The sequence below is a fragment of the Paenibacillus sp. Y5S-9 genome, assembly GCF_036894235.1.
Lineage (GTDB): Bacteria > Bacillota > Bacilli > Paenibacillales > Paenibacillaceae > Paenibacillus.
Genome location: NZ_CP145887.1, coordinates 840,762 through 852,783, shown reverse-complemented (window position 1 = coordinate 852,783; position 12,022 = coordinate 840,762). Strand labels below are relative to the sequence as shown.

The 12,022-nt window shown below is 46.1% G+C and carries 13 protein-coding genes; 5 read left to right on the top strand and 8 right to left on the bottom strand.

From position 1 onward, the window contains the following. The first annotated feature begins 111 nt into the window (after positions 1 to 111). The gene (locus V6669_RS03880; RefSeq protein ID WP_091038820.1) at positions 112 to 681 is read left to right on the top strand and encodes a TetR/AcrR family transcriptional regulator C-terminal domain-containing protein; all 570 of its coding nucleotides are present in this window, start codon (positions 112 to 114) and stop codon (positions 679 to 681) included. Between the two features lie 143 nt (positions 682 to 824). Here the strand turns inward: V6669_RS03880 and V6669_RS03875 are convergent, their stop codons facing one another. Further along, complete coding sequence (locus V6669_RS03875; RefSeq protein WP_338590853.1) at positions 825 to 1,610, bottom strand: CbiX/SirB N-terminal domain-containing protein; 786 nt, start codon at positions 1,608 to 1,610, stop codon at positions 825 to 827. A 1-nt stretch (position 1,611) separates the two neighbouring features. Then, the gene (locus V6669_RS03870; RefSeq protein WP_017690665.1) at positions 1,612 to 1,902 is read right to left on the bottom strand and encodes a YerC/YecD family TrpR-related protein; all 291 of its coding nucleotides are present in this window, start codon (positions 1,900 to 1,902) and stop codon (positions 1,612 to 1,614) included. Positions 1,903 to 2,354: 452 nt separating this feature from the next. On the opposite strand from V6669_RS03870, the gene V6669_RS03865 reads away from it, so the two are divergent. Both V6669_RS03865 and V6669_RS03860 read left to right on the top strand, forming a co-directional pair. Continuing rightward, positions 2,355 to 2,993 carry a tyrosine protein kinase gene (locus V6669_RS03865; RefSeq protein ID WP_133387375.1) on the top strand — a complete coding sequence of 213 codons (639 nt, stop codon included), beginning with the start codon at positions 2,355 to 2,357 and terminating at the stop codon, positions 2,991 to 2,993. 132 nt (positions 2,994 to 3,125) lie between these two features. Further along, positions 3,126 to 4,214, top strand: a complete 1,089-nt coding sequence (locus tag V6669_RS03860) for a DNA alkylation repair protein (protein ID WP_338590850.1) — start codon at positions 3,126 to 3,128, stop codon at positions 4,212 to 4,214. Between the two features lie 286 nt (positions 4,215 to 4,500). Here V6669_RS03860 and corA read toward each other — a convergent pair whose 3' ends face one another. The 4 genes from corA to V6669_RS03840 form a co-directional block, all read right to left on the bottom strand. Continuing rightward, positions 4,501 to 5,460, bottom strand: a complete 960-nt coding sequence (gene corA, locus V6669_RS03855; protein WP_036668386.1) for a magnesium/cobalt transporter CorA — start codon at positions 5,458 to 5,460, stop codon at positions 4,501 to 4,503. Between the two features lie 308 nt (positions 5,461 to 5,768). Then, entirely contained in the window at positions 5,769 to 6,758 is a 990-nt protein-coding gene (locus V6669_RS03850; protein ID WP_124118567.1) for an inorganic phosphate transporter, read from the bottom strand. A 14-nt stretch (positions 6,759 to 6,772) separates the two neighbouring features. Then, positions 6,773 to 7,390 carry a DUF47 family protein gene (locus V6669_RS03845; RefSeq protein ID WP_076215091.1) on the bottom strand — a complete coding sequence of 206 codons (618 nt, stop codon included), beginning with the start codon at positions 7,388 to 7,390 and terminating at the stop codon, positions 6,773 to 6,775. A gap of 317 nt (positions 7,391 to 7,707) precedes the next feature. Next, positions 7,708 to 8,784 (bottom strand): DUF3048 domain-containing protein, encoded by a 1,077-nt coding sequence (locus tag V6669_RS03840; RefSeq protein WP_338590845.1) that lies wholly within the window; start codon positions 8,782 to 8,784, stop codon positions 7,708 to 7,710. A 338-nt stretch (positions 8,785 to 9,122) separates the two neighbouring features. Here V6669_RS03840 and V6669_RS03835 point away from each other — a divergent pair, with 338 nt between their 5' ends. Together V6669_RS03835 and V6669_RS03830 are read left to right on the top strand one after the other, a co-directional pair. Next, positions 9,123 to 9,662, top strand: a complete 540-nt coding sequence (locus tag V6669_RS03835; RefSeq protein WP_338590843.1) for a DoxX family protein — start codon at positions 9,123 to 9,125, stop codon at positions 9,660 to 9,662. 156 nt (positions 9,663 to 9,818) lie between these two features. After that, entirely contained in the window at positions 9,819 to 10,031 is a 213-nt protein-coding gene (locus tag V6669_RS03830; protein WP_017690673.1) for a hypothetical protein, read from the top strand. A 169-nt stretch (positions 10,032 to 10,200) separates the two neighbouring features. Here the strand turns inward: V6669_RS03830 and V6669_RS03825 are convergent, their stop codons facing one another. Together V6669_RS03825 and V6669_RS03820 are read right to left on the bottom strand one after the other, a co-directional pair. Continuing rightward, positions 10,201 to 10,986: a class III extradiol ring-cleavage dioxygenase gene (locus V6669_RS03825; protein ID WP_338590840.1), complete on the bottom strand. Its 786-nt coding sequence runs from the start codon at positions 10,984 to 10,986 to the stop codon at positions 10,201 to 10,203. A 103-nt stretch (positions 10,987 to 11,089) separates the two neighbouring features. Next, positions 11,090 to 11,920: an alpha/beta fold hydrolase gene (locus tag V6669_RS03820; RefSeq protein ID WP_091038809.1), complete on the bottom strand. Its 831-nt coding sequence runs from the start codon at positions 11,918 to 11,920 to the stop codon at positions 11,090 to 11,092. Between the last annotated feature and the right edge of the window lie 102 nt (positions 11,921 to 12,022).

Here is a 12,022-nt window from a genome sequence, read left to right as displayed (position 1 = left end):
ATAAAATAAGAGTAACAAAGCACCTACTGTGCTTCAATCGTTAAAATATCCGTTTTTGTTGAATAATCAACGAATGATTCCTTATTGTTGAAAACCATCATAGGAGGGGCCATGGACAGACGAGTACTCAAGACACGAAAGGCGATAATTGAAGCTTTTGTGGGGTTACTGGAGGAACAGGATTTTGAGCAAATTACGATAAACGATATTGCTGATCGGGCTAATGTAAATCGAGGAACCATCTATTTGCATTACGCTGACAAGTTCGACCTGTTGGATCAATGCATTGAGACCTATTTGCAGCAGTTGTTAGATGCCTGTATGATCGAAAGCTCTACTACAACACCCGTTACAGCCAAGGATGCGCTGCTCAGAACTTTCCGTTATCTGGAACAGCATGCCTCTACCTATACTACACTTCTAACCAAAAAAGGTATTCCGGCATTCCGTAGTAAGTTGATGGGATTGTTGGTCCAGGGAGTGGAGGAACAGATGGATGCCTGTGGCATTCAGGAGGGTATGAAAAAAGAGATCACCATACAGTTTCTTGCTTCCGCTGCTGTGGGCCTCCTGGAGTGGTGGATTATGAATTCCATGCCTTATCCGGCCGAGGAGATCGTTGACCAATTAATAAGTTTACTGGAGCTACATCTGCAATTGCACGCACCCATTAATGGATAGCCCAATCTCTTTCAAGTGATCTACAACAAACAAAAACCACGTCCTTCGACGTGGTTTGATTGTTTATGAAGCTATGGAGTTCAAATCAATTGGTGCGACATTACTGCGAGCGATGTGATTACACCTATGCCAAAGCAATCATTTCAAGAAGAAACTTTAACTTCATTACATCTCTCCAGCAAAATCTGGATCTGGCGCTCCAGCCACTGCACAAGGTATGGATGTGGTAACAGTGTCTCACCGCTGTACACATAGTTCAGTTCCTGCAGCCGATCCGGAATAACGTTCCTCGTGAAATAACCGGCACTCAAAAACAGCGGCGCCACAATGACTCGGTTCCCCCGCTCTTCGCTCCAGTACTTCACTTTGTTGTACACACTCTCCGGATTCAGCAATGCATAATCCGTATGGGCTACACCACTAACTTCCTGCACACGCTCTGCAAGGGAAGAAATTCCGGCTTCCCAACGCTCGCGAAAACCATCATGAATACTCCCATGGCCTACCAGCAAAATCGTTTCCTTCTCCGGTTGCTGCGACAATAATCGGACTTTGTCCCACACCATCACGGCAATATCCGGATCGTTATCCACTGGATAACCAAAGTGAACCCGAGCCTTCACATCGAACGGTTCCAGATCCGTTTCGCGATCAGGTGTTTCCTTTGCACCAATGGCATATTCAATTTCATCCACATGTGTACTCCCGGACGAAACAAATAGAGGTACGACCAGAATATCGGTTACGCCTTGTGCTTCCAGTCGGTCGATACCGTCCTGGATCAGGCGTCCTTCCACAAGTTCAAGAAAACCGGCTTCAACCGGTAATGGAACAGGCAGATTCAACCGGGAGATCGCGTCATCGACGGATTCCACCCAGGTCTGCTCCTGTGAACCGTGACTGATGATGAGTACACCCGGCTTCTTCATGTTAGCGTCCCAGGCGTTCCAGCGTCATTTTATAACCATCATTGCCGTAATTCAGGCAGCGTTTCACACGTGAAATTGTAGCTGTACTCGCACCTGTCTCTGCTTCAATCTGGTTATACGTATTGCCTTTACCCAACATACGAGCCACTTCCAGCCGCTGGGACATGGATTGGATCTCGTTAACTGTGCAGAGGTCATCAAAGAAAACATAACACTCTTCAATATCTTTTAGCGTCAAAATAGCCTCGAATAGTTGTTCAATGCTTTTATCATTTAGCTTTTTCAGCTGCATTTCATCATCATCCCCTAGCGGTTACTGTGTACCTACATTGTACTCACCCTGAGTTGGTATTTCAAGCGTTACCGATTTCACGCACTACAGAATAAAAATACATGTTACCGCTTACAAAAGGTACTATTGTCCTCCCCTCGCGTACATCGGGCGAATTTAGCGCGCTATTTCCCAGTTTTCACCTGTATATATCCGATTACTTATGTAGGATTTCAATCCTCCTAAATGTTACAATTTTGTGTCTAAACTTCATTTTACTCTTCGTGAACCTGCCATCATAGATGCGCCCAAATCCGCAAATATCCCGTTTTCCGGGATACCCGCCTACGCCGTCTCTCCGCGAATGACATACAGTATAACAAAAGGGAGTTCCACAAGGGTCTATGATGTACATCTGTCATGCAACTCATGGAACGCAATTCCGAAATCCAATAGAAGGAACGTGATCGTTCATGCCACAGCATTATTATCACCGCCAGCCAGCACCAGGGCAGCGTCCGTCTTCTCATGCTCATCGGCAGGCACATACTTCTGCCTATATGCCGCCCGGTGTGGTTCCGCGGTCTTTAAATGAAACTCAGATTCAACCGATGTATCCTGGCGTAGAACCCCATTACCCGGGCTTCGGTGAAGTCGAAGCTTCTGCAGTCGTACCCTATGGGCAAGGTGTGGCTGGCGGGAACTTTTATGGAGGTGGAGCTCAGGTGGTTCCCCCTGCTCCGGTACAGGCGCCTGCTGCTACAGGCAGTTCCGGGTTTTCGTTAGCCAACATCGGTGAGTTAAAAGGAATGATTGACCGCTTCGGCGGAATTGACGGGATTATGAGTGGAATAGGCAAAATGCAGAAGGTCGTTGGTGGTATCCAGCAGATGGCTCCGATGATGAAACTCGTTATGGGCATTCTGCCTTTTGGAAAAGGAAAATCGAATAACAGCGCAGCTGATGCAGACTATGAAGAATATACGCCGCCCCGGAAACGTAAAAGCAAACGTCGGAACAAAACAACGAATGCTACACGTCGCCGCAATACAACTCCAGTCCGCCGCAAATCCAATACCACCAAGCGCCGTCCCAAAAGTCGCAAAGGTTAAATTCATCCAGGCACCCCCTTACAGAAGGTGGGTGCCTTAACACCGTTCATTAATATATCAAAAATTTCAGGAACTTATGTTCTTATTTCTGCAATTTGAGGTATACTTGATAATAACTAAAGGAGGCGGACCATGGAACTTATCAAAGACAAATACACTCCCGCATTAATCGATCGGACCGGCGAACAGTTGCGTCAATTCTACCCGAAGCTGGATACACAGCAATTTCATGAATTGGTTTTTGCTGAAGGCTGGGAACAGTTGGAATTCAAAGCGCGCATTCGCCGAATCACACTGGCCTTGACTTCAGTACTGCCCGACAATTATGAAGAAGCATTACATATTATTGAACAAGCCGCTCCGAATATGAGAGGCGTTGAATATCTCTTTGTACCGGATTTTATCGAAGTGAACGGACTTGACCCAGAGGATTACGAGTTATCCATGAAGTATCTGACCCTCTTCACACCTTATTCCAGCTCCGAGTTCGCGGTACGCCCGTTTATTAAACATTATCCAATCCAAACGATGAAACATATGATGGCGTGGGCAGAGAGCAACAACGAGCATATCCGCAGACTTGCCAGTGAAGGCAGCCGGCCACGTTTGCCATGGGGTGCCAAACTCCAGAACTTTATCACTGATCCAACACCTGTACTTCCGATTCTGCATGCATTGAAACAGGACGAGTCCCTCTATGTTCGCAAAAGTGTCGCCAATCATCTGAATGACATCTCCAAGGACCACCCTGAACTGGTTATGGATCTGGCCACGACCTGGTACGGACAACATGTACACACCGACTGGATTGTCCGGCATGCCAGCAGGTCATTACTGAAGAAAGGACATAGCAAAGCACTAAGTCTTTTTGGTTATAACGAGCAGGATTCGATTCACATTGAGCAGCTTCAGCTTGTCCAGGATACGATTAGCATTGGCGAGGATCTTCATTTCTCGTTTGATGTCGTTAATGAGAGCGGCGAGTCACAGATGCTGCGAATTGAATATGAGATGGGTTATATGAAGGCAAACGGCAAACAGGCTCCCAAACGATTCAAATGCTCTGATAAAATGTACCCGACAGGCAGAACCAAGGTAGCCACCAAACAATCTTTCAAAGTCATCACAACGAGAAAATACTATGCTGGACTGCATACGCTAACAATTGTTGTGAATGGTAAAGAGGCGGCAACGACTTCTTTTATCCTTGAAGTGGAGTAACAGGAAGACATCGTAAGTTATACACAGCTTATTGCTGCGGAATAGTTATTCACATGTGGATACATTTATTTTCAAAACTTCCAATAGAAGAATCAGAAAGGCCACCTGGCAATCATCTTCCGACAGGTTAATCCATTCCTGCCTGAGATCCTTGTCCAGTGGCCCTTTTCATATGTAACAAACGTTGCTTCAACTATGCAATCTTCTTCTGATGATCTGCTCGTAATAGCGTGCGCTTATCACCGAAAGATGGAACTGCATTTAGAGCAGTAAAGTGTCACGTTCTCTACTTAAACCATCCCCGCTTTACAAACCAGGCCACCATGCTACCTCCAAGTACAAACATTAACAATAACACCGCCCCATACCCAAACTTCCACTGAAGTTCAGGCATATAGGCAAAGTTCATGCCATATATACCCGCAATCAGTGTGAGCGGCATAAATACGGTCGTAATCACCGTGAGTGTCTTCATGATCTGATTCATCCGGTTGGAGTTCAGGGAAATATAACTGTCACGTAGGTCGGCCGTCATCTCCCGATCGGCTTCAATCATATCCGTCAGTTTCAATAAATGGTCATAGATATCGGTAAAATAAGCCGTGTGTTCGCCTGTTCGCTGCACATGCTGGGAGTTCACCACCCGATAGAGCAGATCCCGCATCGGTACTACGGTTCTTCTAAGCTTCAGCAATCGAGTCCGCAGATCAAACACCTGGTTCATCAAGTCCTCAACCGATTCTTGTCCACCCCGGTTCTCCAGTTCAGCCAGTTCATCCTCAATCGCAAATAAAGACGGAAAATAATGATCGACCAGCTTGTCCATCACCGTATAGGCTGCTGCCACTGGACCTCGCGCCCAGATGGTTCGTTCATGTGCATGGTGCAACAACCGTTCCCACGCTTCATCCACTTCCTCCAATACGCCATGATGAAAAGACACTAGGAAGTTTGATCCGAGAAACAAGTCAACCTCCTCGGCTTCCAGTGTGGACGGGTTCAGTGCATGCAGCACAAGAAACTGCAGATTATCATAATAATCGAGCTTGGGCCGCTGCAACACATGCAGACAATCCTCTATGGCTAATGGATGAAAATGAAAATATGTATCCAGCAAACGGCTTTCCTCTTCCGTTGGCTGGTTAAAATCCGCCCATACCCAGGCGTAATCGTTCAGATCCAACTGTGTAAGTGGTACGTTAACGGAGACTTGATGTTCTCGTGTAATGGCGAGTGTACGAATCATAAATCAGATCACATCCTTGTCCTGTATCTATACGTTATTGTACACAGGTGCCTTCAAACTCGACAACAAAAAAAGCCAACCCTGTTGGCTTCTCTCATTTCCCTATCCACAGTTCCCTGTATCCACAGGAATATCTTCTTTTGGTTTATCATTCCACGGATGGCTATCCACATATCCAGCCTGTCCACACGTTCATGCACAGGCGTCTCTTGATTTTGGTTGTATATTTATCCACATATCCCGATATTCACACAGTTATGAACAGTTTGTCTGGTAATCCAGAATTCGTTCGGGATAACTTTCTCTCTTTAGAAAATGATCCAGTACAACAATCCTGCCAGTCCCGCAGTAATCGGAATCGTAATGAACCACGTAATAATGATACGTCCAGCAAGTCCCCATTTCACAGCAGAGAAACGTTTCGCGGAACCCACACCCAGAATAGCTGATGTGATCGCGTGCGTTGTACTAACTGGAAGGTGAAGCAACGTTGCTGTGAAAATAACGGAAGCAGCTGACAGATCGGCGGCGAATCCGTTAATCGGTTCAATTTTAAAGATTTTGGTACCCATCGTTTTGATGATTTTCCAACCACCAATGGATGTACCCAGAGCCATCGCGGTTGCTGCTGAGATTTTAACCCACAGCGGCACTTCCAGATGATCTTGCACACCTGCTGCAACCAAAGCAAACGTAATAATACCCATCGCTTTCTGTGCATCATTTGTACCATGTGTGAATGCTTGCAGTGCAGCCGTGAAAATCTGTACCGTACGGAAACCTTTATTCACGTTATGCGGACTGCGTTTGGCGAAAATATATTTGAGAATCGTCATGACCACATAACCGATGGCAAACGCGATCAGAGGTGATAATAGCAAACCTCCGACGATATCAATGAATCCGCTCCACTTCACTTTGTCAGCTCCTGCGCCAACAAGCACGGCACCTGCAAGGGCTCCGATAAGTGCATGTGATGAGGAAGACGGAATACCAAACCACCATGTAACCAGGTTCCAGATAATCGCTGCGATCAAGGTGACTATGACGACCTCGATCCCGTTATCCAGCGTGGTGGGGTCGGTCACACTCCCCCCAATCGTCTTCGCAACGCCTGTAAACATCATCGCACCGACAAAGTTCATCACCGCTGCCAAAAGGATCGCGCGACGTGGCGTTAGTGCCCGTGTTGATACCGAAGTAGCAATGGCATTCGCAGTGTCGTGAAAACCGTTGATGAAGTCAAACGCCAGTGCAAGGAAGACGACTATACCTAATACCCAAATCGTTGTTTCCATTATTCTCTGGCTCCTTAAGAATTACGCATAATGATGGATTCGAGCACATTCGCCACGTCTTCACAAGCATCCGTTGTTGTCTCAAGACGTTCGTAAATTTCCTTACGCTTGATCAGTTCAATCGGATCAGACACGGTAGCGAAGAGATGTTTGATACACATGCGCAGCACTTCGTCGCCCTGGTTTTCCAGATCATTCAAACGAATGGTGTATTCACGAATGGCCAGCAATTTCTTCTGTGACAGCAGATGAATCGCCTTCTGAATTTCGTAAGCCGATTGGCGTAAAATTTCAGAGAACTGAACGATAAATTCGTCCGGATCCGTCAGTTGGTACATATAGAAACGGGAAGCCGTTGCTTCGAGTCCGTCCAATACGTCATCAAGTGTTGTTGTCAGCTCCATAATATCATCGCGTTCGATCGGCGTGATAAATGTTTTGTTGAGTTCTGTAATGATCGTATGCACGTAATCATCACATTTCGACTCGTACTTCTTCATTTCATTGGCAAAAAGAGTCACATCCTGAAGGTTGGAAACATGCTGGGAGAAATAATCTGCCGCTTGAACAACCGTATCTGCCATGTTCTCCAGTGTTTCAAAAAATATATCCTTCTTCTTCTTAAGCTTCATAGCTCTATCCCCTTTACGAGAAAAATTGCCGATAACCGATGAAACATGAAATGACAACCTTTGATATCTTATCATATTTGTTTCATGGTTTGTACAAAAGGTGTGATCCTTTTTTATATTCTTATCACATTAATCTGAAATGAATCTTAATTATTTGGAATAATGGTAAATTCAAGTCAAGATTTTACACTACGTTTACAATTCGACATCAAAACACATAACCGACACGATTCTACTTTTCACGCCAAGGTACAATATCATGCCTTTTCGACGACAAAATGGATACATGTTTCATCGTTTTCTTTCATTACATCCTTTTATTGCTGCACAGCCAGCTTCACATGACTAGAAAATTCCGGGTGATTGGGAACAATGCTGATAAAGGTTTTGCCAGGCACAAGAGCCACTTCACTGCCATCCTGAACAAACCGTATAATATCCCCTTGCTTCTTCACCCACTGCCCACGAATCATCTTGCCTTTCTGGAACAACATGGCTTCCCCGCCCTGTTCCAAATTAACGGACAACCGACCTACACTATCAAGCACCTTGTGATCTGCACCTGCCACAATGATGTTCGCTGCGCCAAGTTGTGTCCCATTATCCAGATCCTGATCTGCCTTGCCATTCACCATTCTCATATATCGTCCGCTAACTTCATCATAATCATACGTCACCCGGTAACTATCCAATAAATAATGGATATCGAATTGCTTCACTGCCTCTCCTGCGGATGTCGCACCCTCTTCGTTGTAGATGTATACGGGAGACTTGAAATCATGGCTATAACCCTTGATATCTGCTCCTTCTCTCAGCTTGTCCGCTGAAGTATACAGATTATGTGGGGCTTTACGATCCGAGGAACGCCAGAAGTAAGGTCCACCATTCGAGATTTCATCCATATGCTGTTTCTGCTGCCTTTGCAAAATGGAATACGCCTCCGGACTGCCTCCGGCATGAACAAGTACCCCGTCATAACTCTCGCCGAGCTCAATCAGATATGGACGTATACTACGAACGGGTCCAACCGTTTCCGCACCGCCTTCACTCTGGAAGATAGCTATGAAACGGGTAATGCCTCCCTCAGCGAGAACTTCAAGAATGATATCGGCTGAACTTAGACCCGATTGGGGCCGAGCCGCTGGTGCATTATTAATCATTACGGCGAGTGGTCGACGTGTAATTGCTTCATCTACAGGCAGACCTGTCAGAGGTGCTGTATAGAGAGACGTGTTGGACTCCTCCACGTTCTGTTCTTCTTGTACAGGTGCAGGTGTCGGTTCTGGCTGAACTGGCATCTGCGCCACCTCCTGGTTTTGGCAGGCAACAAGACTTAATGAGAGAATAAACAGAGATGCAGCCGATGCTGCTTTGTTCCATTTAAAAAGCTTCAATATAGGACCTCCTGAACGATATGGCCTGGTTCTAAGTTGTGATATATGTCTCATGTGGGCAACCATTTCACGTATTTCTTTCCATTTAATCACACCCCATCCGATTTGTCTGCGCCCAGAAGGCCTTGATACAGCGTGAAATTCACATTTGAAACAGCGAATCGCGAGAAAAATATGTCCTAAATGTGAACTTCTCAAACCTTACTTAAAATTTGAACTAGATTGTGATTTTAATCACAAACAAAACGACTTTTGAACTATACAATAAAGACATCAAAGGTGATCACTTAGAAAAAACAAAAACAACACACACTAGATTCCATGAAGGAGTGGTTCATATGTTCAGCTTCAACCAATGGCTTAGAGAAAACAAAGTAGCAATGTGGATTTTGACAGTACTTCGGGTGTATATCGGTTACGATTGGATGACTCACGGATGGAGCAAATTGACTGGCGGATTCGAAGCTGGCGGGTTCCTTGCAGGAGCACTGGAAAAAACAACGGGTGATCATCCAGCAGTTCAAGCATGGTGGGGAACGTTCCTTGAGAAATTCGCAGTACCAAACGCAGGACTGTTCGACTTCGTTATCCCTTTGGGTGAATTCCTTGTAGGTTTGGGTCTCATCCTTGGCTGCTTCACTACACTGGCAGCACTGATGGCTATGGTCATGAACTTCGCGTTCCTCTTCTCGGGAACAGTAAGCACGAATGCTCAACTGGTTGTAATGGAAATCTTCCTTGTTGTTGCTGGTGCAAATGCAGGTAAAATCGGTCTGGACAACTGGGTACTGCCTTACCTTCGCGGATTGATCACTCGCAATAAAGGCAATCATCCTAAAGACACACCAACGATTAGCCCAACTCACAAAACAGCTTAAGCAATCATTCATAGAATTCTCAGCCCTGCTCCCAATCCCCCTGGAGAGCAGGGCTTTTTACTTTTCAAGATCAGCCTGAATGCCCTCACTGACTTGCTCATCCACAGAAAATCATATTATGATGAAATAAAGTTGAACTTCAAAGGAGTACACGATATGCCGACCCAGCGACGTCTTGAGACCGATGCGGACTTCCAGGAAGCCATGAATATGAAGTATAAGGTTCGAGTTTTTAAAGATAATCACCAGATTGACTCGGGTGGCATCATTATCCGTTTTGACAGCAACACCGTAGTTGTACAATCCAGTGTCAGTGAGCTCGCTTATCATTCACGTACAGACTGTGAATTGTTCGAAATCCGCAAATAAAGATCTATTTCATGAAAATAAGTCCTCGTATTGAAAGAAGGTTCCTTTAACCCATCAAGGGTGTACAGGAACCTTCTTTTGTTTATATATTGTAATTGTATACATTAACACACGTTATCCGTACCCACCTGGCTTCAAACACCACAATTAGGCTGTTGTCTGTTCCAAGTTACACGCCGTCTCCAAACTGCCAGCAGTTCAAGCTGAGCGTTCCATAAGGGTAGGACTGGAATAAACGCTTCGCGGATCGGGACATATCCGCTGTACCCATGGCGTAGAACAAAGGTGCAAGGTGTTCTGTACCATACGACGGAACTGCCGTGCGTGCATGAGGGGCCTTTTTCTCATATTGAAACAGTTCTCTTGTGTTCCACTGCTGCAAGCGGTCACCGATCCAGTTATCAAATTCCACCGCCCACGCTTGCGGTTCATCCGTATTGCCCAGCAATCGTAAATTGTGAACCGTTCCACCACTGCCAATGATCAGCACATCATCATGACGCAGCTGTTCCAGCATTCGGCCAATATCATACTGTTCCTGCGGCGTACGCAGCGAGTCTACCGATACAGCGATCACAGGGATATTAGCCTCGGGATACATATGGAGCAACGGTACCCATACGCCATGATCCAGCCCTCGGCCACGAATCGGCTGATGTGCCAGATTGCTGCGGGTGAACAAAGCACATATCTCGTTCGCTAGATCTGGCTGCCCAGATGCAGGGTATTCCATCGTATACATCGTAGAAGGAAATCCATAAAAATCATGCAAGGTCTGATGTGTATCATCCATCGTCACGGACGGTTCAGGACAATCCCAATGCGCCGTAAATACGACAATGGCTTTCGGAGCCGGCAGCCTGTCTCCAAGCTGGTTCAAGAAGTGAGTGTAGTCATTGCTCTCCACCGCCAGAGCGGGAGAACCATGCGCAATGAAAAGTGCGGGTAATGTCATTGCTGCCAACCTCCAGACACGGATAGAATGCTTACTCTTCTATTTTACCCCTAAGAAGGCGCTTTTCCAAGCTGACATCCCCAAACAGTTGTAATCCTGCCACTTATATCATCCAGTGCTGCCAATCCTGCTCGATCTTCTGACGTTCGCCCAGCCACTCTCTCGTACGCGTAATGAGCTGTTCCCGCTCTTTACCTGAAGAGAAGGTGTGATCGCCCTGGAAGATGATCTCCTTGTCGCAACGACCTTCCTGACGCATCCAGAATACCTTTTGATACAGGAATGCGTAGTCTACAGGGATAATCTCATCTGATGTACCATGCACGACGAGAACATCACCGCTAAACTTAACTGCTTCCTGGAATGGCTGTTGTTCAGCAAGAGACTCGAAGAAGGTTGGTGTGAATTTGTATCCCAGATAATCAGCCGCACCCAGTTTCACGCCTTCATCGTATACTTCCCGTCCCGTAATCTTCACGATATCATTGAATGGATAACCCACGGAGGACCACATCACCAGGTTCTTAACACGTTTGTCGCGCACAGCAGTTAGCAATGCAACGGCACCCCCCAGACTATGACCAATCAGCGTAACACGCGTAGGATCTACATCACTGCAATTCACCGCGTAATCCAGCACCGAACGGGTCTGCAGCACCATGGACTCCAGTCCCTCCGCTCCATACTCCCCACTGCTCTCTCCGCAACCGATATAATCGAAACGCAGGACCAGATAACCGTCTTCAGCCAGCTCCCGTGCAGTCTTTACAAACAAACGGTCCACGCCGATCCGGCTACCAACGAAGCCGTGGCAGATGACTGCCAGAGGTACGCGCTGCTGACTCTTCCCCTCCTTGATATCTTTCACAACCGGATAATGAATGGTGGCTGTTAATTCTTCCTGTCCATGACGGATACTGATCTGACGTTCCATACCGATTTCCCCTTTCCACGCTTAGCCTGTTGAGTTCCATTTATTAAATATATATAATCCGATAAGTTTAGTGTGTATTAAGATGTTATTCATATATTATCA